Origin of the sequence: Diaphorobacter sp. HDW4B, assembly GCF_011305535.1 — a bacterium.
Classification (GTDB): domain Bacteria; phylum Pseudomonadota; class Gammaproteobacteria; order Burkholderiales; family Burkholderiaceae_C; genus Diaphorobacter_A.
Genome location: NZ_CP049905.1, coordinates 4781777 through 4808642, shown reverse-complemented (window position 1 = coordinate 4808642; position 26866 = coordinate 4781777). Strand labels below are relative to the sequence as shown.

The 26866-nt window shown below is 63.0% G+C and carries 22 protein-coding genes and 1 riboswitch; of the genes, 7 read left to right on the top strand and 15 right to left on the bottom strand.

Translation table 11 applies throughout. From position 1 onward, the window contains the following. Positions 1 to 21 precede the first annotated feature (21 nt). On the top strand, positions 22 to 1803 hold the full coding sequence (locus tag G7048_RS22000) for an FAD-dependent monooxygenase (RefSeq protein ID WP_166070183.1): 1782 nt from the start codon (positions 22 to 24) through the stop codon (positions 1801 to 1803). Between the two features lie 35 nt (positions 1804 to 1838). On the opposite strand, the gene G7048_RS21995 is transcribed toward G7048_RS22000, so the two are convergent. Further along, on the bottom strand, positions 1839 to 2642 hold the full coding sequence (locus G7048_RS21995; protein WP_166070182.1) for an IclR family transcriptional regulator: 804 nt from the start codon (positions 2640 to 2642) through the stop codon (positions 1839 to 1841). Positions 2643 to 2775: 133 nt separating this feature from the next. Between G7048_RS21995 and G7048_RS21990 the strand changes: the two genes are divergently transcribed. The 3 genes from G7048_RS21990 to G7048_RS21980 all read left to right on the top strand — a co-directional run bounded on the left by G7048_RS21990 (position 2776) and on the right by G7048_RS21980 (position 6189). Beyond that, the gene (locus G7048_RS21990) at positions 2776 to 3327 is read left to right on the top strand and encodes a VOC family protein (protein ID WP_166070181.1); all 552 of its coding nucleotides are present in this window, start codon (positions 2776 to 2778) and stop codon (positions 3325 to 3327) included. Positions 3328 to 3381: 54 nt separating this feature from the next. Further along, entirely contained in the window at positions 3382 to 5079 is a 1698-nt protein-coding gene (locus G7048_RS21985) for a bifunctional 3-(3-hydroxy-phenyl)propionate/3-hydroxycinnamic acid hydroxylase (protein WP_166070180.1), read from the top strand. A gap of 108 nt (positions 5080 to 5187) precedes the next feature. Beyond that, complete coding sequence (locus G7048_RS21980; RefSeq protein WP_166070179.1) at positions 5188 to 6189, top strand: tripartite tricarboxylate transporter substrate binding protein; 1002 nt, start codon at positions 5188 to 5190, stop codon at positions 6187 to 6189. Positions 6190 to 6204: 15 nt separating this feature from the next. Here the strand turns inward: G7048_RS21980 and cobF are convergent, their stop codons facing one another. The 4 genes from cobF to cbiT are packed head-to-tail and all read right to left on the bottom strand — an operon-like array spanning position 6205 to position 9411. Then, complete coding sequence (cobF, locus tag G7048_RS21975) at positions 6205 to 6966, bottom strand: precorrin-6A synthase (deacetylating) (RefSeq protein ID WP_166070178.1); 762 nt, start codon at positions 6964 to 6966, stop codon at positions 6205 to 6207. After that, entirely contained in the window at positions 6966 to 7760 is a 795-nt protein-coding gene (cobM, locus tag G7048_RS21970) for a precorrin-4 C(11)-methyltransferase (RefSeq protein WP_166070177.1), read from the bottom strand. The genes cobF and cobM overlap by 1 nt, the downstream gene beginning before the upstream one ends. Further along, the gene (locus G7048_RS21965) at positions 7757 to 8227 is read right to left on the bottom strand and encodes a cobalamin biosynthesis protein (protein ID WP_166070175.1); all 471 of its coding nucleotides are present in this window, start codon (positions 8225 to 8227) and stop codon (positions 7757 to 7759) included. Before G7048_RS21965 ends, cobM begins: the two co-directional genes overlap by 4 nt. Next, positions 8212 to 9411, bottom strand: a complete 1200-nt coding sequence (cbiT, locus tag G7048_RS21960; RefSeq protein WP_166070174.1) for a precorrin-6Y C5,15-methyltransferase (decarboxylating) subunit CbiT — start codon at positions 9409 to 9411, stop codon at positions 8212 to 8214. Before cbiT ends, G7048_RS21965 begins: the two co-directional genes overlap by 16 nt. Here cbiT and G7048_RS21955 point away from each other — a divergent pair. Continuing rightward, positions 9410 to 10156: a cobalt-precorrin-6A reductase gene (locus G7048_RS21955; RefSeq protein WP_166070173.1), complete on the top strand. Its 747-nt coding sequence runs from the start codon at positions 9410 to 9412 to the stop codon at positions 10154 to 10156. The genes cbiT and G7048_RS21955 overlap by 2 nt on opposite strands. Positions 10157 to 10163: 7 nt before the next feature. Here G7048_RS21955 and cobJ read toward each other — a convergent pair whose 3' ends face one another. From cobJ to G7048_RS21920, 7 genes are all read right to left on the bottom strand, one after another. Next, positions 10164 to 10925, bottom strand: coding sequence for a precorrin-3B C(17)-methyltransferase (gene cobJ, locus G7048_RS21950; RefSeq protein WP_166070171.1), 762 nt, complete (start codon positions 10923 to 10925; stop codon positions 10164 to 10166). A gap of 10 nt (positions 10926 to 10935) precedes the next feature. After that, positions 10936 to 11679, bottom strand: coding sequence for a precorrin-2 C(20)-methyltransferase (gene cobI, locus G7048_RS21945; protein WP_166070170.1), 744 nt, complete (start codon positions 11677 to 11679; stop codon positions 10936 to 10938). A gap of 10 nt (positions 11680 to 11689) precedes the next feature. Then, positions 11690 to 12319: a precorrin-8X methylmutase gene (locus G7048_RS21940; protein ID WP_166070169.1), complete on the bottom strand. Its 630-nt coding sequence runs from the start codon at positions 12317 to 12319 to the stop codon at positions 11690 to 11692. Further along, positions 12291 to 13535 (bottom strand): nitrite reductase, encoded by a 1245-nt coding sequence (locus tag G7048_RS21935; RefSeq protein WP_166070168.1) that lies wholly within the window; start codon positions 13533 to 13535, stop codon positions 12291 to 12293. Before G7048_RS21935 ends, G7048_RS21940 begins: the two co-directional genes overlap by 29 nt. 264 nt (positions 13536 to 13799) lie before the next feature. Then, positions 13800 to 14066, bottom strand: a riboswitch (cobalamin riboswitch). Between the two features lie 53 nt (positions 14067 to 14119). After that, positions 14120 to 15520, bottom strand: a complete 1401-nt coding sequence (locus G7048_RS21930; RefSeq protein WP_166070167.1) for an efflux transporter outer membrane subunit — start codon at positions 15518 to 15520, stop codon at positions 14120 to 14122. An 11-nt stretch (positions 15521 to 15531) separates the two neighbouring features. Further along, positions 15532 to 18684 (bottom strand): efflux RND transporter permease subunit, encoded by a 3153-nt coding sequence (locus tag G7048_RS21925; protein WP_166070166.1) that lies wholly within the window; start codon positions 18682 to 18684, stop codon positions 15532 to 15534. Between the two features lie 12 nt (positions 18685 to 18696). After that, complete coding sequence (locus G7048_RS21920; protein ID WP_240933069.1) at positions 18697 to 19884, bottom strand: efflux RND transporter periplasmic adaptor subunit; 1188 nt, start codon at positions 19882 to 19884, stop codon at positions 18697 to 18699. A gap of 239 nt (positions 19885 to 20123) precedes the next feature. Here G7048_RS21920 and G7048_RS21915 point away from each other — a divergent pair, with 239 nt between their 5' ends. Beyond that, positions 20124 to 21518, top strand: coding sequence for an ATP-binding protein (locus tag G7048_RS21915; RefSeq protein WP_205750304.1), 1395 nt, complete (start codon positions 20124 to 20126; stop codon positions 21516 to 21518). Beyond that, positions 21515 to 22237, top strand: coding sequence for a response regulator (locus tag G7048_RS21910; RefSeq protein WP_240933068.1), 723 nt, complete (start codon positions 21515 to 21517; stop codon positions 22235 to 22237). The genes G7048_RS21915 and G7048_RS21910 overlap by 4 nt, the downstream gene beginning before the upstream one ends. A gap of 153 nt (positions 22238 to 22390) precedes the next feature. Here the strand turns inward: G7048_RS21910 and G7048_RS21905 are convergent, their stop codons facing one another. The 3 genes from G7048_RS21905 to G7048_RS21895 all read right to left on the bottom strand — a co-directional run bounded on the left by G7048_RS21905 (position 22391) and on the right by G7048_RS21895 (position 26672). Next, complete coding sequence (locus G7048_RS21905; protein WP_166070163.1) at positions 22391 to 23500, bottom strand: dienelactone hydrolase family protein; 1110 nt, start codon at positions 23498 to 23500, stop codon at positions 22391 to 22393. Positions 23501 to 23685: 185 nt separating this feature from the next. After that, positions 23686 to 25248: a DUF1302 domain-containing protein gene (locus G7048_RS21900; protein ID WP_166070162.1), complete on the bottom strand. Its 1563-nt coding sequence runs from the start codon at positions 25246 to 25248 to the stop codon at positions 23686 to 23688. A 35-nt stretch (positions 25249 to 25283) separates the two neighbouring features. Next, positions 25284 to 26672: a DUF1329 domain-containing protein gene (locus G7048_RS21895; RefSeq protein ID WP_166071116.1), complete on the bottom strand. Its 1389-nt coding sequence runs from the start codon at positions 26670 to 26672 to the stop codon at positions 25284 to 25286. Positions 26673 to 26866 lie beyond the last annotated feature (194 nt).

The window sequence follows — 26866 nt, the reverse complement described above, 5'->3', positions numbered from 1 at the left end:
TCACTGAACAACAGCCACAACATGTCCATGCATCTCGAAACAGACGTCCTCATCGTCGGCGGCGGCGCCACCGGCCTCACCGCATCCATGCTGCTCTCGCAATACGGCATCGCCCATTGCGTGGTCAGCAAATACAAGCAAACATCACCACTGCCCAAGGCGCATCTTCTGTCGATCAAGACGATGGAAGTCTTCCGCGAAGTCGGCGTGGAAGATGCGATCCGCGCCATCGCCTGCCCCGACGTGAACATGCGTTATGTCGGCTGGTATGCAGGCCTTACCGGCCCCACGCCAGACCATGGCCGTGAGATCGCGCGCTTGGGCGCGTTCGGGCGCGGCGGGCTCGACAACGACTGGCACGCGGCCAGCGACAACAGCTACACCAATCTGGCGCAGGCGCAGCTTGAACCGCTGCTGCATGCGCGCACGGAAGAACTTGCGTCGGCCAATCACATTCGCTTCTATCACCAGTTCCAATCTTTCAAGGAAGGCTCGGAAGGCATCGAAGCGCAGATTCTCGACCGTGAAAGCGGCGAAACCTACACCATCCGCGCCAAGTACCTGCTGGCCTGCGATGGCGGCCAGACACTGGGCGCGCAACTCGGCGTGAAGATGGAAGGCCACGATGCGGTGGCGACCACGATCTCGCTGCACTTTGCGGCCGATCTGAGCAAGTATTTCCCCGAAGGCGAAACCAGCGATGTGCTCAACCGCACCATCCTGAACCCTGATGTGGGCGAGCCCGGCGTGCTGGTGCCGATGGGGCCGACGACCTGGGGCGTGCATTCGCCGCACTGGATCTTCAACATGATTGCCGCACCCGGCGAGCACAAGCCTTACACCGACGAGGAAGTGGCGGCACGCACCTGCGCGATTCTGGGCATTCCACGCGAAGAGATCGAAGTGCTGCAGATCACGCGCTGGGCGCTGAACGCCACCGTGGCATCCCAATACCGCGTGGGTCGCGCCTTCATTCTGGGCGACGCCGCGCACCGCATGCCGCCCGCTGGCGCGCATGGTCTGAACAGCGCCGTGCAGGACAGCTACAACCTGTGCTGGAAACTCGCCGCCGTGGTGCGCGGCGAGGCAGATGATGCGCTGCTCGACACCTATGAGCAGGAGCGCAAACCTGTCGCGCAGAAGATCGTCTCGTCGGCCTACGAGAACTGGCAGAACGCGTGGAAGATCGCCGCCTCGTTTGGCTTTTCACCCAAGCAAAGCAGCGAAGAAAACTGGGCCGCGCTGCGCCGCCTGTGGGCCGATGGCAAGACCGCCGACGCCGCTCGCCAGCAAGCAACTGCGGGCATCGGCATTGCGCGCACCACCTACAACCATCTGCAGGCCAACTTCGGCTACGTCTACGAGCACGGCGCGCTGCAGGCCGACGATGTGCCCGCACCCCAGCCACTCGATGCGATCTGCGATTTCCGCCCGAGCACCAAGCCCGGCCACTCGCTGCCGCATGCGTGGCTGGAGAACACCGAAGGCCGCTATTCGATCAACGACATCACCGCGTCGGGACGCTTTGTGCTGATTGCCGGTGAGGATGGCAGCGACTGGTGCGAGGCGGCGAAAGCCATTGCCCAGGAACGCGGCGTCTGGCTCAACACCTGCACCATCGGCATCAGCAAGGGCGAGCGATTCGACCTGCGCGGTGAGTGGAGCAAGAAGCGCGAGTTCGGCCCACGCGGTGCGATTCTTGTGCGCCCCGATCGCTTCATCGCCTGGCGTTCGATGGATGGACAGGCCGACCCACGCGCCGCGCTGGAGCAAGCGCTGCAGAAGGTGCTGCCCACGGCATGAGGCCACGCCGCCGCTGTGCAAGCACCTTGCAAAGCTCAGCGCTGCGGCGCGTTGGCCTGACTCCAGTTGCTCTTGCGCAGGCGCGCCTCGATGTTGGCCGCCTCGCGGCGCAGTTCCGCAGCGATCTTCTGGATGCGCGAATTGGGCATGCGCTGCGTGAGCGCGGCCACGCTGATCGCGCCAATCGGCGTGCCCACCGAATTGCGGAATGGAATGCCGACCGCAGTCACACCCATGCTCACCTTGTTCTGCACGAGGGACATGCCATCGGCCACCGTCTTGTCGCAGGCATCGCGCAGCAGGTCTGCGCTCATGTTACCAAAGTCGGGCAGATAAGGCTCGACGCGTTCGATGACCGCGCCGCGCTCTTCGGGATCGATGGCCGCCAGAATCGCCAGCCCGCCCGCCCCTACGCCCAGCGGCCTGCGGCTGCCGACTTCGAGCACCAGCGCGCGGATCGGAAACGGCCCTTCGCAGCGGTGCATGCACACGGCCTCGAAGCCGCTGCGCAGCACCAGATACACCGTGTCTTCGGTCTGCTGCGCCAAGTCGCGCATCGAAGGCTCGCACAGATCACGGATGTCATGCAGGCTCGATCCGGCCAGGCCGAGTTCAAACACCAGCGGGCCGAGCTTGTAGCGGTGCGTCTCGAAATGCTGGATCGCCAAGCCTTCGGTGATGAGCTGCTTGAGGATGCGGTGCGCCGTGGGATGCGGAATGCCCGCCTTCTCGGCCACCTCGGTCAGCGCCTGTCCGCGACTGCCGGCGGTCGCCAGAATTTTGAGCAGCGCTACGCCGCGCTTGAGAGAACCTGCGTCAGTGGCGATTTTCGAGTTCATTTATTGGACACATGCCTTTTGTCTACGAGCGCATTAGAAAACAATCGATTCATGCACTCACAGGAGTGTCCGATAAACGGACATTTCGTGTGACAGCTTTACAAAACCACCAAACAACCGAAGGAGAACCGACATGCTGTGCAAGAAACTTCACCACGCTGCCTTTCGCTGCAAGGACGCAGTGGAAACCACGCGCTTCTACACCGAGGTCCTGGGCCTCAAGTTCGCCCACGCCATGGGCGAGGACCATGTGCCATCGACCGGCAAGTACAGCCCACACGTGCACATCTTCTTCGAGATGGAAGACGGCAGCAACATCGCGTTCTTCGAGTGCCCGCAGGATGACGGCGAGCCATCGGGCCGCGACCCGCTGACCCCCGGCTGGGTGCAGCACTTCGCGTTCGAAGTGGAAAGCGTCGACGCGCTGCTGCAGGCCAAGAAGGACCTGGAAGCCAAGGGCCTCGCCGTGGTCGGCCCGACCAACCATGACGACTTCATCCAGTCGATCTATTTCTTCGACCCATCGGGCCACCGCCTCGAACTCACGACCCGCACCTGCGATCCCGCGCGCTATCCCGAATTCGAACGCGAAGCGCCAGCGGTGCTCGACCTGTGGGCGCAGACGCATGACTGGTCGCAGCGCGAAAAGATCTTCGGCGCGGCCACCGGCTACCAGCGCAGCTGATCCGGGGCGACGGCACACCACGGACGCATCCCAAAAACACCAAGAGAGACATTCATGAGCGAACAGCAACGCAGCAGCCAGTCCAGCGTCCACTCGACTGACTACGACATCATCATTTCCGGCTACGGCCCGGCGGGCGCGACCATCGCCAACCTCATGGGCCAGCGCGGCTACAGCGTCGCCGTCATCGACCAGTTCGACGCCATCTTCGACAAGCCACGCGCCATCACCGCCGATCAGGAAGTGATGCGCGTGTTCCAGGAGATCGGTCTGGCCGAAGAGATCAACGCCACCAGCTCGCCTCATCCGGGCACCGATTTCGTCGGCATGGACGGTCAGGTGATCAAGCGCTTTTATCCCGCGCCGCCGCCAAACCAGTTGGCGTGGGAGCCGACATGGATGTTCGTGCAGCCCGAGCTGGAGGCCACGCTGCGCAAGGGCGTTGCGCGTTTCGACAACGTGACCGAGTTGCTCGGCCACCAGCTCGTTCGCCATGAAAAACGCGGCGACGGCGTGAAGGTCGAGCTGTTGCGCCTGTCCGATCAGCAGACCGTCAACCTGACCGGCCGCTACCTGCTCTCTTGCGAAGGTGCGAACAGCCCGATCCGCCTGCGTGAAAACGCCAGCGTCGAAGACCTCGCGTTCGACGAGTGGTGGATCGTGGTGGACATGTGGATTCGCGGCCCGATCGAGTTGCCCGAGCGCTGCGTGCAATATTGCCGCCCATCGCGCCCCGGCACCTACATCGTCGGCCCGGACAATCTGCGCCGCTGGGAAATGAAAATGCTGCCCGGCGAAGACCCGCAGGAGTTCATGAAGGACCCGGCGCTGGTGATGAAGGCGCTCTCCTCGTTCGTGGACACCACGCATCTGGAGCTGTGCCGCATCGCGGTCTACCGCTTCCACGCCGTGGTGGTGGACGACTGGCGATTTGATCGCGTGTTCCTGCTGGGCGACAGCGCGCACCAGATGCCGCCCTTCCTCGGTCAGGGCCTGTGCGCTGCCGTGCGCGATGCCGTCAACCTCGCGTGGAAGATCGACGGCGTCGAGCGCCAAGGCTACAGCCAGCGCATCCTCGACACCTACGGGCACGAGCGCAAGAAGCATGTGCGCACCGTGGTCGGCCACGCCAAGTCCTTCGGTCTCATCATCGGCGAACTCGACGAGGCCAAGGCCCGCAAGCGCGATGAAGAACTGGGCGAGCTGCTGGCCAGCGGCAAGTCCGAAACCGTGCGCCAGAAGTTCATTCCCGGCCTCGAAACCGGCGCGCTCGCACGCAACGCCGATGGCTCGCTGTTGACCGGTGCGGGCGATCTGTTCGTGCAGCCATGGGTGCGCCAAGGCGACGATTGGACGCGCATGGATGACGTGATGCCTTGCGGTTTCTGGATCGCGACCACGCCCGACATGCCCACGCACGAGTGGAGCCAGTCACCCGCGTGGCGTCAGATGAATGGCCGCACCGTGGTCGTTCACGACAACGAATTCACCGCGCCCCAAAACGGCGATCCACAGGTGCTGCATGTGGAAGAACAAGGCGCGCTGTTCACCCACTGGCTCAAGCAATACAACGGCGTGGCCGTGCTGGTGCGCCCGGACCACTATGTCTACGGCGTCGCGCATTCGGTGCAGGAACTCAAGACCCTGATCGACGGTGCCGCCAAGGACCTGTTCGATCAGCCGAAGCCCGAGTCCGATCTGAGCCACGGCGTGATGGACGCACGCGCCGCGCTCGCGCAGGTCTCGGCCTGATGACTGGCATATCGGTCACTACGTAGACCGCAAATGGCAGGTGCTGTTGTCCTCCACGACAACAGCGCCTGTTGGCATTTCTGAAATCACAACAAGGAGACAAACAACATGTCCGCAACTTCAACTTCCTCACGCCTCCAAACCCTCTCGCGCCGCGCATTGATCTGCACGCTGGCGCTCGGAGCCGCCCTGCCCGCACTTGCGGCAACGCCCGAGGTCTACCCCACCAAACCCGTCAAATGGACCGTGGGCTTTCCAGCAGGCGGCGGCACCGACGTGCTCGCGCGCACCGTGGGCGTGGAGCTGGCCAAGCACTTGAAGCAGCAAGTCATCATCGACAACCGCGCAGGCGCGGCAGGCATGATCGCCGCCGAAGCCATCTCGCACGCAGCGCCCGATGGCTACAACCTGCTGACCGCCGACGTCGCCATCCTCGCGTTCAATCCCGCGATCTATTCCAACATCCGCTACGACGCGCAAAAGAGCTTCAGCTCCATCGGCCTGATGGGACGCTTTCCGATCCTGATCGCAGCTTCCACACAAAGCGGCATCAAGAACATGAACGAGCTGATGGACCAGATCCGCAAGGGCGGCATCGGCTACGGCACGGCGGGCGTGGGCACGCCGCATCACCTGGCCATGGAAATGCTTCTGGGCAACACGCAAACGCAGGCCGACCATGTGCCCTACAAAGGCGACGCGCCCGCGCTGCAGGACCTGGCAGGCGGCCAGATCAAGGTCGCCGCGCTCGCGCCATCGCTGTCACTGCCGTTCGTGAAGGAAGGCAAGCTCGTGCCACTGGCCGTCACCGGCGACAAGCGCCTGCCGCAACTGCCCAACGTGCCGACGCTGAAAGAACTCAACCTGTCCACGCAAGCCGTCTACGCATGGCAAGGCCTCGTGGTCCCGAAAGACACGCCCGCCGACCGCGTGCAACTGATCGCCAAGTCGCTGCAGACCTCGCTCGCCAACCCCGACGTGGTGCGCAAGCTCGAAGAACTCGGCATGGAAGCCATCCCCAGCACGCCGGACGCCATGACCGCCTACGTGCGCCAGGAGCAAGACCGCTGGGGCCCGATGATCAAGGCGCGTGGGATCACGAACAAGTAATCGAGCAGCGTCCGCTCAGCCCTTCGCCACAGGCCTGCGCAGCATGTAGATATCCATGATCCACCCATGCTGCGCGCGCGCCTGCTGGCGCTGTTCGATGATGCGCGGAGCCATCTCCGCAAGCGGCCCGTGCATCAGCAACTGCTGCGGCATGCCGAGGTAAGCGCCCCAGAAGATCGTCACATCAGGCTCGCTCACTTGCTGGAACGAGCACTGCCCATCAAGCATGATGAGCAGCGTGTCCACGCCTTGCGGCCAGCCGCCGTCGCGCAGTTGACGTCCCGTCGTCACCAGGAACGGCGCGCCGATGTCGTTGAGCGCGATGCCGTGCGCGCTGCACAGCACCTGCATGGACGTGATGCCCGGCACCACCCGCACCTGTTCGCGCGGCAGGCCGAGGCGCGATGCGATGCGCAAGGTGCTGTCGTAGAGTGCGGGGTCGCCCCACACCAGCAACGCGACACGTCCACTGCCCGTGGGCAGCTTCTCATCCAAAGCGGCCTGCCAGCGATGCGCGATGGCGTCGTGCCATTCATCCACCTGCTGGTCGTAATCGTCGCCCTGCGAGCGGCGCAGCGGCATGTCGAAATGCGCTATGCGGTCGAGCGACACGTTCAATTGTTCAAGCAAGGACAACCGCACCTGCGCGAGTTCGGCCTTGTTGTCTTCCTTGTGCGGCAGCAGCACCAGATCCGCCTGACGAATGGCGTTTTCCGCTTCGCGCGTGAGGTGGTCAGGGTTGCCGGTGCCAATGCCGATCAGCAGCAATTCAAGCATCACAGCCCCTCGGTTCCGACGGGAAAACGCGGCTCCGCGCCACGTGGGCGGTAGCGGCGATCGTAGTCATCGGCGTAGAGACGACTTTGGCCAAAGTCTTCCTGGCTTATCGTGCGCCCCACCAGCATCAACGCGCTGCGCTGCAAGGGGTTGGATTGCGCGGCCTTGGCAAGCTCGCCCACTTGCGTGCGCACAACGAGTTCATCGGGCCAGGAGGCGCGCCAGACAATGGCTGCTGGGCAATCGGCACCGTAGTGCTTGAGCAATTCCTGCTGTACCTGCTCGGCCACATGCACCGACAGATGGATCGCCAGCACGGCTCCCGTGGCGGCAAATGCGGCCAGAGTTTCGCCATCGGGCATGCTCGACGCACGACCCGATGTGCGCGTGAGCACCACGGACTGGCACGAGCCGGGCAAGGTCAGCTCCGCCCCCAGCGCCGCGGCCGCCGCGCTGAACGATGGCACGCCGGGCGTGACGGTGTACGGCACGTTGTGCTCGCGCAAAATCCGCAGTTGCTCGCCCATGGCCGACCAGATGCTCAAGTCGCCCGAATGCAGTCGCGCCACATCCTGCCCGCGCGCATGGGCTTCGAGCATTTCCGTGGCGATGTCCTGCAGCGACAGGGGTGCGGTGTTCACCAAGCGCACGTCCTTCGGGCAATGGGTCAGCAGTTCGTCGGGAACCAGCGAGCCCGCGTAGAGGCAGACCGGGCTTGCAGCCAACAGATCGCGGCCGCGCACGGTGATGAGATCGGCGGCACCAGGGCCCGCACCGATGAAGTGAACAGTCACGATAAGACTCCTGATTCCTGCAATTCTGATAAGGACCCGATGCGCACCACGGCCAAGGTCGCCTGGCGATCGGCGGACACGATGCGCGGCAGCATCCATTGAACTTCGCGCTGATCGGCCCGTTGCAACGCCGCCTGCCAAGCAAGCGCCTCGCACACGCTGCCCGTGCCAAAGCGCTGCTCCAACCGCGCGGAACTAGTGGGCGTTTCCGTCTTGCTGATGTCGCTCTCCGCGATCTGTACGCAATCTGCGTGCGGCACAACGCTGCCCGATTTCCAAGCCAGCAACTGCTGCCAACCGGGCTTGCTCACACGGCTTTCAAGCACTGCGAAAGTCCAACGTGCAGACTCCAACTGCGCAAGGTCGAGACGCTGACTCGCCTGCTCCCAGCAGCTTGCAAACGACGAGCGATCCGCACCTGAGCGGAATCCCCAACCGGCTACCCACAACGTCATGCTGCGTGCCATATCCACTGCACCACCGGCCTTGCGGCACTCCATGCCTGCATGCTGCCGAGCGGCACGGCCTCGCTCCATTGCAACTGGTGCAATTGACCGCCGTATACGCGATGCAGTTCCATGAGCAGCGCCTGCGTTTCCAACGTCACGCCGTTGACGACCAAGCGCCAAGGCGAGGTCAGTCGGGCACACAGCGCAGCAAACAATTCACGATCAAAACCACCGCCAACGAATACGGCGTGTGGCTCCTGTTTCACACTGGAAATCATGGCGCGCGAATCGCCGTGCACCACGTCCGCATTCACCGCAAAGCGCTCCACGTTCTGCCGAATATTGGCCACGCGCGCGGCGTTCTGCTCCACGCAGACGGCGGTACCGCCCGCAAGACACCATTCGGTGGAAACCGAACCCGAACCCGCGCCCAGATCCCACAGGCACTCGCCCGCACGCGGAGCCAACGCGGCCAGCGTCATCGCGCGCACAGGGCTTTTGGTGATCTGACCATCATGTGCAAAGGTGTCGATGCTGCGACCGGGCACACGCACAAAGCCCTGCCCTCCTCGCGTCTCGAAGGCTGCGGCAACAGGAGCTTCGACCGGATCACTCAGCAACTGCTTGTGCAACTCTTGGGCAGTTCCGGAGCGCATGTTTTGCTGCGCACCGCCACCGGCTTGCGACACCAGCCACAGCGGGCTTGCACCCCAACCTTGCGCGCTCAGCCATGCCGCCAACTCCTGCGCCGCCGCACCATCGCGCAGCAGGCAGATGAAGCGCGCGCCTTCGGCCAGCAGCGGCGTCAGGGTCTGCAGCGGGCGCGCGTGCAAGCCAAGGCAATGCGTATTTTCCTGCGACCAGCCCAGCTCTCCGGCCACCCATGCGAAGGTCGATGGCGCGGGATGATTGCGCCACTCACCCACCTCCAGATGCCGCGCAAGCGATGCGCCTGCACCATAGTGAAACGGATCGCCGGACACCAGCACGGCCACGCGCTCGCGCTGCCGCAATGCAAGCACCGGCACGACGTCAAACGGAATCGGCCACGCATGTCCCCGAGCGCCCACCTCGGCCAATGCCAGATGACGCGGACTGCCAAACACAACGCTGGCATCATCGAGGTCTCGGCGTGCCACGGCACTCAGGCCGTCCAGCCCGGATGGATGAATGCCGATGATTGAAAGCCACGGATTGGCCATGACCCATGTTCTCCTGTTAGGGGGCACTTTCGATGCCCATGTTCTTTCGACCCGTTTGCACGAGGCCGGGATAAGCGCCGTCTATTCCTATGCAGGGGCCACGCTGACCCGCCGAACACCGGCTCTGCCCACACGTGTGGGCGGCTTTGGCGGCGTGGCCGGGCTGGTGCAGTATCTGCGCGATCAACATATCACCCATGTGATGGATGCCACGCACCCTTTCGCCGCACAGATAAGCGCCCATGCCATCGAGGCCTGCGCGCAGGTCGGCATTCCGCTGCTGTCGATGGAGCGCCCCGCATGGCAGGCCCAGAGCGGAGATCGCTGGACGCAGGTGGCCGACATGAACGCCGCTGCCGCCGCGCTGCCCTGCGATGGCGGCACTGTGTTTCTGGCGATTGGACGCAAGCAGTTGGCCGCCTTTGCAACCCAAGCAGCGCACCATCGCTTTGTGCTGCGCGTGATCGATCAAGCGGATGAACCACTGCCCTTGCCTGCCGCGAATTGCGAACTGGTGATTGCGCGCGGCCCATTCCGGCTGGACGATGAAATAGCTCTGATCCGCGAGCATGGCATCGAGCACATCGTCAGCAAGAACGCTGGTGGACCGGACACCTACGCCAAGATCGAAGCCGCACGCCAGTTGCAGCTTCCGGTCATCATGGTGGACCGCCCGCAACTGCCGCCGCGCACGCAATGCGAAACGCCCGATCAGACGATGGAGTGGCTTGCGCACGCGCGCTGAGCGCACATCACACGGCATAGCTGCGCGGTGTGTAGACATGCTTGCCGACCCGGCGCGTGCAACTGTTTCCCACAATCACCAGCGTGCGCATGTCGGCCATCTCGGCCGTCACATCGGCCAGGCGATGGACCTGCAAGGTCTCGTCAGGACGGCTGACATTGCGGGCAAAGCAGATCAGACGATCCGGCTCGCACTCCGCGCGCAGCACGCGCAGCGCACGTTCAAACCCTTCCGGGCGCGACTTGGAGCACGGGTTGTAGAACGCCATCGCAAAATCGGCCTGCGCTGCCAGTTGAATGCGGCGCTCGATCACCAATGCGGGTTTGAGGTTGTCCGACAGATTGATGGTGCAGAAATCATGTCCCAACGGAGCACCCAACCGTGCGGATGCGGCCAGCATGGCGGTGATACCGGGCAGCACTTCGATGTCCACCGCAGCCCAGCGCGCTTGCTCTTGCGGCTGCGCGTGGTCCAGCATCTCGAACACGGCGCTCGCCATGGCGAAGACACCCGGATCGCCGGACGACAGCATCAGCACCTGTCGGCCTTCTGCTGCAGTGTTCAAGGCTTCGCGCGCGCGTTCCAGCTCCTCGCGGTTGTCGCTGGCGTGGAGCTTCACATGCTCCAGCCCGCTCAGTCGCGCGACATAGGGAAAGTAGCCGAACGCATCGCTCGCCGCAGCGATGGCGGCTCGCACCTGATCAGTCACCAGCTCATCCGCGCCGGGGCCGAGGCCCACCACGCTGAGTCGTCCTTGTTGTGCATTCATGCGGTCTGCCTCACATGTCGTTGGCGGGACGCCGACCCTGACCGTGCACGATCACGATGGCGAAGTAAGGGCAGCGCTCGGGCGCATCGCGCAGCGGCATGACCTGCTGATCGCTCATCGTGCCGTTGATCACCAGCCAGCCGTTGTCCAGCTTGCCGTGCTCTGCCAGCAGCGTGCGGATGCGCCCCAGATGGCGGCCTACCTTCATGAAGACCAGCGCATCGGAACGCGCCACATGTTCGCGCAATTGCGCATCGGGCAAGGTGGCGGGCAGCACACTCATCACATCGTCGCCCCATGTCATGGGAATGCCCGTGGCGTGCCAGCAGCCCACCATGCCGGGAATGCCGGGCAGCACGTTCACGGGCACCTCGCCCGCTTGTCGCAGACGGATGTAGAGGTGCATGAACGAGCCGTAGAAAAACGGGTCGCCTTCGCACAGCACGACCACGTCCTGCTCGCGCGCCAACTCGGTCAGCTTGGCTTGCCAGGTCGCGTAGAAATCCGACAGTTGAGCGATGTAGCGCGGATCGTCATGCGGGATTTCCGTGGTCAACGGGTACTCCATCGGGTACTCGGTGACCTCCGCATGCAGCATGCCGTTGACCAGTTGGCGCGCCTTTCCGGGATGGCCGCGCTTGCGGAAAAAGGCCACGTGGCGCGCATTGCGCAGCATGCGGTCGGCCTTCACGCTCATGAGTTCCGGGTCGCCGGGGCCAAGGCCCACGCAGACGATCTGTCCTTTGTTGTTCATCGCAACCACCTCATTCCACCGCGCTGGCCAACGCATTCACGGCCGCCACGGTGATGGCCGAGCCACCCAGACGACCTTCGACGATCACGAACGGAATCTGCCCCCATGCGCGCAGAGCGTCCTTGGATTCCGCCGCACCCACAAAGCCCACCGGGCAACCGATGATGGCCGCCGGGCGCGGGCAGCTTGGGTCCTGCAGCATGTTGAGCAGATGGAACAGCGCCGTCGGCGCATTGCCGATGGCCACCACCGCGCCCTCAAGCTGATCGCGCCACAGCTCCAGCGCGGCAGCGCTTCGTGTGTTGCCCATCTCGCTTGCCAAGGCTGGCACGCGCGGGTCTTGCAGCGTGCAGACAATCGGATTGTTCGCCGACAGGCGCTTGCGCGTGATGCCCTCGCTCACCATGCGCGCATCGCACAGAATCGGCGCGCCGCGCTGGATGGCCGCTTCAGCCGCCTCTGCAAAATCGGAGGAAAAGTGAATGTGCTGTGCGAGCTCCACCATGCCAGCGGCATGGATCATGCGGCACGCAACGCGTTCCTCCAGCGGCGAAAAGCGCTTGAGATCGGCCTCGCTGCGGATGATGGAAAACGATTGCCGGTAGATGGCATCACCGTTGGTTTCGTAGGTGTAGGTCATGAATCAGTTTCTGTATTTGCTGCGGCGCGGCCTGCAGCGAATCGGGCGTGATGTGGATGGCTTGCGTGTCGTTGTCTTTTGGCTTGCGCAGATCGAGTTGCACGGCCTCTTCGTTCCGAACCGCGCTGATCAGCGCCGTGGCTTCTGCGGACAGCGCGCAGTGTTTGGCGCAGCCGCTCACATGCACGTGAGCGTTTTGCGGGACATGCGGCGCGATGTGAAGCGCCAATGCCTGCGCCGCCATATGCCCTTGCGCGCAGCGCGGAGCCCCTGTGCAGGCAGACACGCGCAGACGCGCGTCATCCGTTTGGGTAATCCAATGTGTGGTGTCCTGAAAGGCTTTGCCCCAATGCGCTGAATCACCATCAATCCACAAGGAACGCCATGGAGTAACGCGCAGCTCGGCGGTATCGGGCATATGCGCGATCACATCCAACAAGGCTTGCGCATCGATGCGGCCAAGTGGCACGCCAATCAAACGGCCTGCATCCGGCAAGGCGCTTGGCGACAAGCTTTCCGTATCCGCTGCGCCATGCGTTGTCGCATCGCGCGGGAATTGGGCGATCACGCGCTGCAGCCGTGTCGGCATGGGCTGGTGCGCCATGCGCTCACGTGCAAACCAGCGTGCCAGATCGATGGCAGCGGACACCGCATCTTCCATGCGCGCCATCGGAATCCACGTCAACGCAGTACCTGCCGACATCGCATAACGGCCATCGGGTGTGGCCCACAGGCGAACATCGGCGTGCGTGTTTTTCAAACGCTGCTGCGTGTCGTCCACCAGCAGGCCGAATTTGCTGGGCAGCGCTTCCAGGCCCAGACGCTGCAACGCGCTGGGTCGCAAATGCGTGCACACCGCTGCGGAAAGCGACTGCGCCAATACGTGCGTCGCATCGCCCTGACGATAGAACGGCGTGCAGTGCACGGGAGGGGCCAAATCTTCATCGGCATCTGCAGGCACCAGCCCCGCTGCGATCAATGTGCTTCTGAGCGAGAAAAGCTGCGACTCGGCGACGCCGCGCAATTGCACATTACCCAGTCGGGTCAGTTCGATCTGCGCATCGCCATGCGCCAGCGACAGCTCTGCCAACACGCGCCATTGCACCACTTGAATGGACGCGCAATGCGGGCGCACGCGCACGATCCAGCCGTCTTGCGACTGCATCGGCTGCCATGCGGTCGGGCACCAGCCCTGGACGATGAAGGGTTCGCTCATGGGATGGATCCACCAAGCGATGCGGCCTGCGGGCAAGCAACAGCCGGGCCGCATGCTCCATGCAAAAACCACGACGACAACCACGCCGACAACCAACGATTGCGAGACTCTCGCACCATGCAGCACCCACAGTCGATCCGGCCACAACCCGTGACCGCATGAACGAAAAAATGTGCAGGGGAGAAATTGGAATGAGGGGCGAAGACCGGCGTTTGCTTGCATGCATGCACACGTGCGCGCCCATCAGGTCACATGCACTCCCGCTGCGCCTTGAATACAGCAGGCCGGTCTCCGGACTTACAGAGCTCAACTCGATGAGTTGCCGTCGGAACGCGCCTTCCCGCTTTCGCAGTGGCCGCCATTGCCGTCACGTTGAGTGACGCATGGCGTGCGCTCCAACATCTCTGATTACCGTTGCGGGTGCAGTGCAGGATTGGTGGTCATATCGCTTTGGACAGACCGCTCACCTGCTTCCCGTTTCACTTCGCTGCGCTGAATGCGCCTTGAAGCACCTGATGTTCGTGCGGGATTCTACGCCATGTTGGGTGCCCCGCCCGCCTCGCCGAGCAGGGCAATTTGCGGAACTAGCCGCCCAGCACCTTGTACAGATTCACCCGGCTGACCGCATCGCTCAACTGCAGCGTGATCAGCGACTGGCGCGCGCTGTAGAGCGAACGCTGCGCATCGAGCGTCTGCAGATAGCTGTTCACGCCGTTGCGATAACGCGCGTCGGACAGGTCGTAGTTGGTCTGCGATGCCTTGACCAGCGCTCGCTGGGCATTGAGCTGCTCGCCGATGTTGGCACGCACGCTCAACGCATCGGCCACTTCGCTGAACGCGCTCTGGATGCTTTTCTCGTACTGAGCGACGTAGATGTTCTTCTGGATCTCGGCCACATCGAGCGAGGCCTTGAGCGATCCGGCATTGAAGATAGGCAGCGAAATGCTCGGCAGGAACGACCAGGTGCGCGTGCCCGCATCGAACAGATTGGACAGCGCATCGCTGCCATAACCTGCCGATACCGACAGCGACACCTTGGGGAAGAAGGCCGCGCGCGCCGCGCCTATGTCGGCATTCGCGGCCTTGAGCGCGTGCTCGGCGGCCAGCACATCGGGGCGTTTGAGCAAGGTGGTGGACGACAGCGATGGCGGCAATGCGGCCAAGGCCACGCCAGTGTTGTTGTCGCTGGCGACCGCTGGCAGCAGCTCATTCGACACATGCGATCCGACCACCAGATCAAGCGCATGCTGCGCCTGCTCCAGCACCGTGGTGTAGCTCGCCACATCGACACGCGCGCTCTCCACGCTGGTTTCGACCTGGCTCACATCGACGGCGGAAGCCACGCCAAACGCATGTTTGTTGCGGGTGAGCTCCAGCGTCTTGCGTTGGCTGGCCAACGTTTCCTTCGCCAAAGCCAGACGCTGCTGATGCGCACCCACGGTCAACCAACTGCTGGCCACTTCGGCGATCAGGCTGATGCGCGTGCTGTGGCCGGTTTCGGCGAGCGACAGGTAGTTTTCGAGCGCCTCGTTCTTCAGGCTGCGCACGCGACCGAACAGGTCCAGCTCCCAGCTTGTGAAGCCCACGCTCAGACCCGCCGAGCGGTTGATCTGGCCCTGCACGCCGCCACTGCCGTTGGACACCGCATTGCGCGACGTGGTCTGGCTGGCCGTGGCCGCAATGCGGGGGAACAGGTCGGCCGACTGGATACGGTACTGGGCCTGCGCCTTTTCCACATTCAGCAAGCTCACGCGCAGATCGCGGTTGTTGGCTATGGCCGTTTCGATCACCTGCTTGAGGCGCGCATCGACAAAGACTTCTTGCCATTGCAACGCGGGCAATTCCTCGGCCGCCACACCAGTCGCCCCCATGCTTTGCGCGACCGGCAGCTTGGGCTGTTCGTAGTCCGGGGCCATGCTGGCGCAGCCCGCGAGCATCACGGCCACGGCGCAGACCACGGCGCGCAGCGTGCTTCGATTCTTCATTTCAACTTTCTTCATGACTGCACCACCGGGTTCTGTTCGACCTGCGCTTGCGCTGAACGTGGCTTGGCCTTGAACAGGCTGCGCACGATCACATAGAACAGCGGCACAAAGAAGATGCCCAGCAGCGTGGATGCCAAGGTGCCGCCCAGCACGCCCGTGCCCAGCGAATGGCGGCCGCCCGAGCCCGCGCCCTTGCTGATCACCAGCGGCAGCACGCCGAGCATGAAGGCGAACGAGGTCATCAGAATCGGACGCAGACGTTGCTGGGCCGCATGCAGCGTGGCGTCGATCAGCGACATGCCATGGTCTTCCTGCAGCTCCTTGGCGAACTCGACGATCAGAATGCCGTTCTTCGCCGCCAGGCCAATCGTGGCGAGCAGTCCGACCTGAAAGTACACATCGTTGTTCAACCCGCGCAGCGCGGTGAACAACAGCGCGCCCACGATGCCGATCGGCACGGCCAACATCACCGAGAACGGAATCGACCAGCTCTCGTACAGCGCGGCCAGACACAGGAACACGAACAGCAGCGAGATCGCGTACAGCAGCGGCGCTTGCGAGCCGGACTGCTGCTCCTGGAACGACAAACCCGACCATGCGTAGCCAAAGCCGCCCGGGATCTCCTTGACCAACTTTGCCATCTCGATCATCGCCTCACCCGAGCTCACGCCCGGCGCGGCCTGCCCGCTGATTTCCATCGACGCCGTTCCGTTGAAACGCGCGAGCGCCGCCGCCGCATTGCTCCACTCGGTGGTGGAGAACGACGAGAACGGCACCATGTCGCCATTCTTGTTGCGCACCGACCAGCGGCTCAGGTCACCCGGCAGCATGCGCGAGTCCGCATCGCCCTGCACGTAGACCTTCTTGATGCGGCCACGGTTGACGAAGTCGTTCACATAGGTGCTGCCCAGCGCCGTCGCCAGCGTGTTGTTGATGTCGCTTTGCGTGATGCTGAGCGCACCGGCCTTGGCGTCGTCCACGTTGATGTTGAACGTGGGCGCATCTTCCAAGCTGCCGTAGCGCACGGCCTGCACCTTGCTGCTCTTGGCTGCAAGCGCCAGCAGTTGCTGACGAGCGGCGACAAGCGCATCGTGCCCCGCACCGTTCTGGTCCAGCAGTTGCAGCGTGAAGCCCGCGCTCTGGCCCAGACCGGGAATGCCCGATGGGGCCATCGCGAAGATCTGCGCATCGCTGTAGCGCTTCATCATCTCCATGGTGATGCGTCGGCCGATGTCGGTCGCACTGGCCTGACGCAGGCTCCAGTCCTTCAAGCGAATGAAGCCCATGCCTGCGTTTTGGCCGCTGCCGGAGAAGCTGAAGCCCGCCACCGCCATCACCGATTCCACCTCGGGCTGCTCGCGCACATATTCCGAGACGGCGTCCATCACCTTGAGCGTCTGCTGCTGCGTGGAGCCCGAAGGCAGCTTGATCTGCACGAACAGCGAGCCCTGGTCTTCTTCCGGCAAGAACGACGTGGGCAAGCGCATGAACAGCAGCGCCATCGCGCCGATGATGGCCGCGAACGCGATCAGGCTGATCGTGCGGTTGCGGGTCAGGCGCTTCACACCGCCGCCGTAACCACGGCTCAGGTCGTCAAAGCGCGCGTTGAACCATGCAAAGAATCGACCCAGTGGCCCGCGCGCCGTGACATGGCCGCCCTTCTCGATCGGCTTGAGCATGGTGGCGCACAGCGCCGGGGTCAGCGTCATCGCCACCAGCACCGACAGCAGCATGGCCGACGCGATGGTCACCGAGAACTGGCGGTAGATCGCGCCCGTCGATCCGCCAAAGAAGGCCATCGGCACGAACACGGCGGTCAGCACCAGCGCAATGCCGACCAGCGCGCCGGTGATCTGGCCCATCGATTTGCGCGTGGCTTCGTAGGGCGACAAGCCCTCTTCGCTCATCACGCGCTCGACGTTTTCCACCACCACGATGGCATCGTCCACCAACAGGCCAATCGCCAGCACCATCGCAAACATCGACAGCGTGTTGATCGAATAACCGAACACCGACAGCACACCGAACGTGCCCATCAGCACCACCGGAACGGCAATCGCCGGAATCAGCGTGACGCGCCAGTTCTGCAGAAACAGATACATGATCGCGACCACCAGCACGATGGCCTCGAACAGCGTATGCACCACCTCCTGAATGGAGATCTTCACGAACGGCGTGGTGCTGTGCGCGACCTTGTAGGTCAGGCCGCTCGGGAAGAACTGCGACAGCTCCTTCATCTTGGCATCGACCGCGTCGGACACGCTCATCGCATTCGCGCCTGAACCGAGTTCAATGCCCAATGCCGCAGCGGGCTTGCCGTTGAACTTGCCGACGGACGAATACGACTGGCTGCCCAGCTCCACACGCGCCACGTCGGACAGGCGCACGACAGCGCCACGGCTGTCGGACTTGAGCACGATGCTTTTGAACTGATCGACGGTCTGCAGACGGTTGCGCGACTTCACCGTCGCGTTCAGCAACTGGCCTTGCACGGCAGGCACTTCACCCAGAGAGCCCGAGGACACATCGGCGTTCTGCGCCTGCAGTGCCGACGACACATCCGATGGCATGAGCGAATAGGTGCGCATCCTTTCGGGATCGAGCCAGATGCGCATCGCGTATTCCGAACCCATGATCTGCACATTGCCCACGCCGTTCACGCGGCTGATCGTGTCCTTCACGGACGAGGACATGTAGTCGGCAATGTCGGTGCCGTTCATGCTGCCGTCTTCCGATGTGAAGGCCAGTACCAGAAAGATGTTGCCCGACGATTTGGTGACCGTCACCCCGGTGGCCTGCACCGTGTCAGGCAGCTTGGATTGCGCCTGCTGCAGCTTGTTCTGCACCTGCACCTGCGCGATGTCGGGGTTGGTGCCCGACGCGAAGGTCAACGTGACCTGGGCCGCACCCGCAGACGTGCTGCTGGAGCTCATGTACAGCAGGTTGTCGAGCCCCGTCATGTTCTGCTCGATCACCTGCGTGACGGAGTTTTCGGTGGTCTCGGCGGACGCGCCCGTGTAGGTGGCGCGGATCGACACCGATGGCGGCGCGATGCTCGGATACTGCTCCACGGGCAGCGTCGAAATCGACAGCAGACCCGCGAGCGTGATGACGATGGCGATGACCCACGCAAAGATGGGCCGATCAATGAAGAAGCGTGACATCCGGGCTCCTTCTTACTGACCACCGGCGGTGCTTGCCGCACTCGCTGCGCTCGCTGGCTGCGCCGGAGCCGCGGCATTCTTGTCCGCAATCTGCACCTGCTGTCCACCGCGCGCATTGCTTGCGCCGCTCACGATGACCTGCTCGCCTTCCTTCAGGCCACTGGTCACGACCCACTGATCCTTGATGGCGTCGCCGGTCTGGATCAGGCGCTCTTCCACCTTGCCGTCCACAGCCACCAGCTTGACCACCGGCTCGCCACGCGTATTGCGGCTCACCACGCTTTGCGACAGCAGAATCGCCTTGTCGTTCACCGCAGAAGGCATCACCGCTTTCACGTAGGTTCCGGGCAGCAGCAAGCCATCGGGATTGGGCACCATGGCGCGCAGCGAAACATTGCCCGTGCCCGTGTCCACCGACGTGCCGATGAATTCCAGCGTGCCCTTTTGCGCATAGGTGCTGCCGTCTTCAAGCACGATCTTCACCGGCACGCGGCCATCGACGGCCTTGAGCGCACCGCTGGCAATCTGCTTGCGCAGCGCGAGCAACTGGGCGCTCGTCTGCGTCACGTCCACATAGATGGGATCGAGCTGCTGAATCGTCGTGAGCGCATTGGTCTGGTTGGCCGTGACCAGCGCACCCGGCGTGTAGGTCGAGGTGCCGATGCGACCGCTGATCGGCGCGGTCACCTTCGTGAATTCCATGTTGATCTGCGCCGTGCGCACCGCCGCCTTGGCAGACACCACGGCCGCTTCGTTCTGGCGCAGCGTGGCGATGGCATCGTCACCATCCTGCTTGCTGATCGCGTCGATCTTCACCAGATTCTGATAACGCTCTGCCTTCGGTTTGGCGGCCAGCACAGCGGCTTCGGCCTGCGCAAGCTGGCCCTTGGCGCTGTCCACCGCCGCCTCATAAGTGCGCGGATCGAGCTGATAAAGCACCTGCCCGGCCTTCACAGTCTGGCCTTCAGTGAACAGCCGCTTCAAGATGATGCCGCCAACCTGCGGCCGCACATCGGAGACCATGTGCGCGGCGGTGCGACCGACGAGCGACTGCTCCATCACCAGTTGCTGCGCCACCACCGGCTGCACGCTGACCACGGCCGTACGCGCACCACCCGGCCCACCGGGCCCGCCCGGCGCTCCCGCCTGCTGCTTGCCGCAGCCGGCCACCAGTCCTGCAGCGACCAGCGCGAGAGACAAAAAAGAAAGGCGGCTGAAAGACCGCCTGCCGGAAAAAGAGCACGGGAACGAAGCCATCTGACGGGAGTTCTGATTGGGAAGCACCCATGGTCGGCTCCAAATGTGCAGGAAGTATGGAATTCCCTGCACACTTGCGGCGCTGCCCAAGGCCGTGTTGACGAGCAGAGCCGCCTTGGTGCCCAATGGCTGCCTTCGCCACAAGTGCCCCAAGTACACCCCCTCCGCCCATGAAACTGAGGTTGTCCGCCAAACTCTTCATCGCCATTCTGGTGGCCTGCGCCACGGTGCTTGCCATCAACGGCGTGCTGGGCCGCATTCTGTTCATGCGCGATTTCATGGGTTACCTGAACGACCAGGGCGTCGAGCGCATGCGCGAGGTGATGCCGCGCCTGATCGCTGAATACGAAAAAGAGAACAGCTGGGATTTCGCACGGCGCAATCCACGCGAATGGTTCCACCTGATGCGCCCGCGCGGCGCGCAAGACGAGCCGCCCACGCTCGGCATTCCGTCCGTATCCGACCAGACCGGCGCGGTGCCGCGTTTTGCGCTCATCGACATGAATGAAAAGCTCGTCGTCGGCAACGCCAACGCCGCGCAGGACGCCATTCGCCTGCCCATCGAATCGCATGGCAAGCAGGTAGGCTGGCTTGCCATGGTGCCGTTTCAAAAGGCGATTGCCTCGGGCGACGTTCGCTTCTACAACGCCCAGGTCCGCGCCTGGTGGGTCAACGGCGCAACGTCCGTGCTGGTCGCCGCCGTGTTGGCGTTGCTGCTCACCAGCACCTTGCTCAAGCGCCTGAAGGTGCTCACCCAATTCGTGCACAAGCTGGCGCTGGGAGACTACACACAGCGCATCACGGCCTTGAACCGCGACGAACTCGACCAGCTTGCGGGCGACATCTCGCAGCTTGCCAGCAAACTGGAGAACATCGAGCACAACCGCCGCGCCTTCATGGCCGACATCTCGCACGAATTGCGCACGCCGCTGGCCGTGCTCAAGGCCGAGCTCGAAGCGATTCAGGACGGCATCCGCCCCATGAACCAGAGCACGCTCGCGCCGCTGCAAAGCGAGGTTCAGCAACTCAACAAGCTGGTGGACGATTTCCACGATCTGGCGGTCACGCAGACCGGCCAGTTCAGCTACGAATTCGAGGCCATCGACCTGCACCGCATCGTGCAGGCAGCCGCATCCAACGTGCAGGCCCGCGCGGCCGACAGCGGCCTCGATCTGCAAGTCAACGCGCAGGACGAGCCCGTCTTCATCCACGGCGACGAGAGCCGGCTGCTGCAGCTCATGTCCAACCTGCTCGAAAACGCCATCCGCTACACCGACGCAAACGGCCAGATCCACGCACAGGTCCATCGGGCAGGCGGCGAAGCGCAGGTCATCATCGAAGACTCGGCCCCCGGCGTCGAAGCCGCGTTGCGCGAGCGATTGTTCGACCGCTTCTACCGCATCGAAGCCTCGCGCAACCGCGCCAGCGGCGGCAGCGGACTGGGTCTCGCCATCTGCAGAAACATCGTGGAGTCACACGGCGGCAGCATCCACGCCGATGCCTCGTCGCTTGGCGGCCTGCGCATCCACATCCGCATCCCCCTGCTGCAACAACAACTACAACAACTACCATCATGACGACGGCGATGCCACTCGATCCCATCACCGCAGCCACGCAAGGCGCGCTCATCCTCATCGTGGAAGACGAACCGCGTCTCGCCTCCGTGCTGGGCGACTATCTCAAGGCCGCTGGCTTTCGCACCGAATGGATTGCCGACGGCGCGCAGGTGCTCGACGCCTACACTCAGCGCCACCACGACCTGATCCTGCTAGACCTGATGCTCCCCCACCGCAGCGGCGTGGACATCTGCCGCGACCTGCGCGCGCGCAGCGAAGTGCCCATCATCATGGTGACTGCCCGCGTGGACGAGGTGGATCGTTTGCTCGGCCTGCAGGTGGGCGCCGACGACTATGTCTGCAAACCCTTCAGCCCCAAGGAAGTCGTCGCCCGCGTCATCGCCGTACTGCGTCGCTACCGCCATTCGCCTGCGCAGATGGCACGCGTGCTGGAGATCGACGAGGCCAACTTCGCGGCATCATTTCACGGCAAGCCGCTCGACCTCACCCCCGTCGAATTCCGCCTGCTCAGCACACTCGCATCCACGCCACTGCGCGTCTGGTCACGCGACCACCTCATGAACCGCCTCTACCCCGACCACCGCGTCGTCGTGGACCGCACCATCGACAGCCACATCAAGAACCTGCGCCGCAAGCTGCTGGATGCAGGCAGCGAGGAGGAGCCGATCCGGTCGGTCTATGGTGTGGGGTATCGGCTGGAAGCGCTGGGAGAGAGCTGAGATCGCTTTTCTCATTGCCAAAAAAAGAAGCCACCCGGAGGTGGCGAGGGCTGAGAGGTCTAACTCCCGGCAAGCATTGGATGCATGAAACTGATCAGCAAAGATCAGAACTGATTTCATCATACACCGAAATACCACCGAGGTCGCCTGAGATCAATCCTCCCTTTTCAATTGCGACGTCAAAAAATGCATGAGCACGGAATGTGAAGCCGATTTCACCTCATCATCCCTGCCGCTCACATAGCCGATCTTCACGCAATCGCCCAGCAGCTTGCCACTTTGCGCACGCAGCTTCATCCGCGTCTCGCGATCCGGGCTGGCGTTGGCGGGGATCAGGGCATGGCCGCGCACGCTGGGAATCGCCCTGGCGTCGAACTTCACGGTGCAGCCGCGCAGATAAGGCCTGTCGGCGGCTACCGTGCGGGGTTCGCTGCTGTCCCAGTCGTGCCCGGCCTTGGCAAAGACGACGGCGTTGACCTGCGAGCCTGCCTTGCGCAGGCGTGATTCGGCGGTGGCGCAGGCGACCAAGTCGTTGGATTCGTCCTCACCCGAACGAAAGCTGAGCAGCGGCGCACCCGTGGTTTTCTGGGTTCGCAACTCTTCAAAACAGGGGCCGTAGAAATCCACATGCAGCGCGAATGCAGGCACCTTGGGGGCGAGTTGGGCGCGCATGCGCTCGTCCATGCTCATGCGCGCGACCATGCCGCCGCGCGAGTAGCCGATCAGGCCGATGCGGCGCGCGTCGATGGCGGGGTGGCGATTCAGGGCGCGCAGCGCTGCATAAGCGTCGGCCATCACGTCGAATTCGGATGCGCCCAGCAGCTTGATGCGGTAAGGCGTGTCGTCGTTGATGCCGCGCGGCTGGTAGTAGTCGATCACCAAGGCTGCGATGCCGTTGCGTGTGAGCTGCTGAGCCAGCTCGAACTCACGGCCCGGCAGCACGCCGGAGCCGCCAGGCAGAATCACCATGGCCGGCACGGGCGTGGCGTCGCTGGCCTGCGGGGGCAGCAGCAGCTTGCCCATGCCTGCAGTGGGCGCGGCCTTGGTGGATTGGTGCAGCAGCACGTCCAGATCATAGGGGCTGCTGCTGTTGAATCGGATATTGCCCTGCGTGTCGCTCAGCAGCACGGTGGGTGGTGCCATGGGAGCGATTTCCGGCATGGCGGGCAAGGTGGGAAACAGGTTGTGGATGGACTGGGCGCTGACGACGCCAGTGCAGAAGATGACGGCCAACGCGAGCAGCCGTTTCAGATGGGTGCGCATGGCGTTCTCCCGAAAAAATCCTTGCGCTCACCGCCCGCTCCACGCCAAATGCGGCGCGGTCGGTGAACGACTTTTCTCCATACTTTGCCGATCCATCAAACGGTCATGGGGCGCGGCGCAATCAAACAAGGTATTGAAAATGCAGCCCATAACCGTCGATGAAGATATCGACCTTCAAGCCGTCATCAGAACGAATACTTGAGGTTGATCGACAACTGGTCGCGATCGACCATGGCGCGATACTTCTTGGAATCGAGCGAAGCGTCGCCCAGATAACCCAGGTAGGTCACGCCGATGGTGAGCGCACTCTTGCGAACGAAGTTCACGCCGACGCTGTAGCGCGAATCGCCCTCGCCGCCCACGCCACCGGCCAGCGTGCGACCACGCAGTTGGCGCGAGTAGCTCATCGGCACGGTCATGTCCCAGCCTTCGATGAAGCCGGGATAGCTCAGAACCCAGGTGCCCGAGAACGCCAGACCGTTGCGGGTCTTGAAGCTCAGGTCGTTGGTGCTGTAGCCATCGACGCTGTTGATGCGCACGGCGGAGAGTTCGGCCAGGAACTGCATGTCGTCGGCCAAGGGTGTGCGGCCGATGTTGTAGAAGCCACCGATATTGCCCTGCATGATGTTGGCACGCACGGCCGTCGAAGCCGTGCCCACCAGCGCTGGCGCGCCCTTGCGGTAGGTGAATTCACCGTAGGCCGAGACCTTGCCGAACGAGGTGCTGACCGTCGTGCCCAGCAGCTTGATGTCGTCGAAATAACGGATCTGGTAGGCGCTGTAGTCGGGCTTGACTGCAACCATCGGCGTGCGATCGTTGTAGTTCAGGTAGTACAGACCGACTTCGGTTTCGTTGGTCACGCGGTAGCGCGAGCCGATACCCCATTGGCCGGTCTTGCCAGGACGAATGTCGTTGCCCTTGTTCACGCCGCGGCAGACGCCAGTGGCGGTGTAGGGGCCAAGACAGCTCGAACCGGGGCCGGTCACATCGCTGGTGCTCAGGAACGAGCCGACACCGGGTGCGATGGTTTCATGGAAACCGAACTGCGCGTGGCCGAGCAGCGTGAGTTCCGGAGTGACTTCCAGCGAGCCGGAGATCTGGTCTTCGGGCAGGATCGCTTCCTTCACCTCCGTGCCAGGAATGCCCGACTTGGTGCCGTCGAACGGCCCCTGCGCCGCCGAGATGTTGGCGAAGAACGAAGACTCACCCCAGTTCACGACGTGGCGACCCACACGCACGGTGGCGCGTGTCTGGCCGATGTCGAAACCAGTGTAGGCGTAGGTATCCAGCAGACGCGTATAGCCGCCGTGGTAACGCTCGGTCCAGCTGTTGAAGTGGTCAAACGGTGCCTGCGAATTCACCGCGTTGGGATTGGTCGAAGCGCCGTTGTTGTCGTTGCGGCCCTGATAAGCATCGTCATAGAACGACGAAGCCGTGAACACCAGACCCGAGCTGCCTTTGGAGAGCTTGCTCTCGAACAGCGCCGCCAGACGGTTGGCCGTGATCGCGCCCTTCTTGAAGTTGTTCGTGCCATCGTTGCCGTTGGCGTTCTTCGTGGCGCTGGAGAGCAGCGCGTCCGGGCTCTTCACGCGGGTGCCCAGCGTGTAGTTGGCGTTCAGGCGCCAGTCGAATTTCAGGCCATCGCCCAGATCGACCGTTTCCCCGGAATGAGCGATGCCCCCCATGCCCATGGTCAGCAGCGCGGCGACTGCAACCGGCTTGAGGCTTGTAGTGATTGTGTTGCGCATGTTGTTGTGTGACTCGTAGGTTGGATCGACGTCTATCAGTTGCCCAGCTCGCGTGCAGCCTGCGGTGTGTACATGGCAGGAGTGAGGTTGCCCTTGTTCAGCACGGGACCTGTCTGGCGTTCCTGGAACATGTTGTAGGCCATGTAGCTGCCCGAGTTCAGGTCGTGATAGAACGACGTGCCCGCGTGCCATGCGTTGATGTCCGGCGAGTAGTAGTAGTTGATCAGCGCGAACTGCCAGAGCTGGCCACGTGCGTCGTACATGTCGCCCAGAATCGCCTGGCCGGTGTCCTCGTCGAGGTACATCACGCGCTTGCCGTACAGGTGGCGGTAGCCTTCCTTGAGCGTGCCTTCGAGCACCCAGACACGGCGCAGTTCGTAACGCATATAGTCAGGATTGGCATGCTGAGCGGTCAGCAGATCCTTGTACTTCACGCTGCTCTGGTGGATCTTGTAGGCGTTCGCTGGAATGTAGACTTCGTGGCGACCGTTGAGCTTCCAGTTGTAGCGCTCTGGCGAGCCGTTGAACAGGCGGTCGGAATCGATCGTCAGCTTGCCGCCCGTGCCCACCATGGGCTGGTCGAAACCATACTCGGGCACCTGACGCACGCGACGCGTACCGGCGTCGTAGCTCCACGCCAGACGCTTGTCCTTCTTGAAATTCAGCGGCTCGGACGACACCGTCACGCCACCCTTTTCACGCTCGGGCAACAGACCACGTGACATGCTGTAGGCCATCACGCCTTCGACCGGCTTGCCGCGATTGCTCGGGTTGCTGGTCATGTCCAGGTTATTGTTCTCCATGCGGCCAAAGGTCATCGAACCATCGGACAGCACATTGGCCATGTCGCGGATGATGGACTCGGTGTAGGCACGCGCGGGGATCAGGTTGTTCCACAGCGCTTCGTTGCCGTCCTTGGGCATCGGAAACGGGATGCCGCCCATGAAGCCCTTCACGCCCATGCCACCTTCGGTGACCTCGGCTTCCACGGCGTTCTTCTTCACCACCGCGCAGACATCATCGGGATAACGGAAATCGCGGTGACCGGGATAGACCGGCATCTGGAAAGTCTTTGGATATTTCTGGAACATCGCCTTCAAGCCCGGAGTCAGCTTGTCGGCATACTTCTCCATGTTCTCTGCCGTGATCACGAAGCTCGGCTTCTCGTTGGCGTAGTAGTCCACGGGATGCTTGCCGCTCGACTTCACGAATTCGGTACCGGCAGGTGCACCCACCCACTTGCCTGTGAACTCGGGAATCGTGCCTTCCTTGTTGCCCGCCTTGATCGCGCCATTGCAGGTCAGATCCTTGCCCAGACGCTCCGCCTCCGCCGGGGTCACCTTGGCCAACGCACTGCCTGTGGCACCGGCCAGCATCAGCACCACCGCCAAAGCGAGTGGGGTCTTGCCTTTCTTTTTCATCATCATCATCACGCTCTCCATCTTCTGTCTCCTCGAGGTTAGGTTTCTCTTAAACAAACAACAAACAAAGCATTGGCAGTCATGACGGCGGCAGTCGAACACCAGGAACCCGATCACCGCCATCAGACAAGGAATTCGCCAAATGTTTCTGGCAGACGGATACTCGTTGTGTGGGGGCTTTTCACCATCGTCTGATG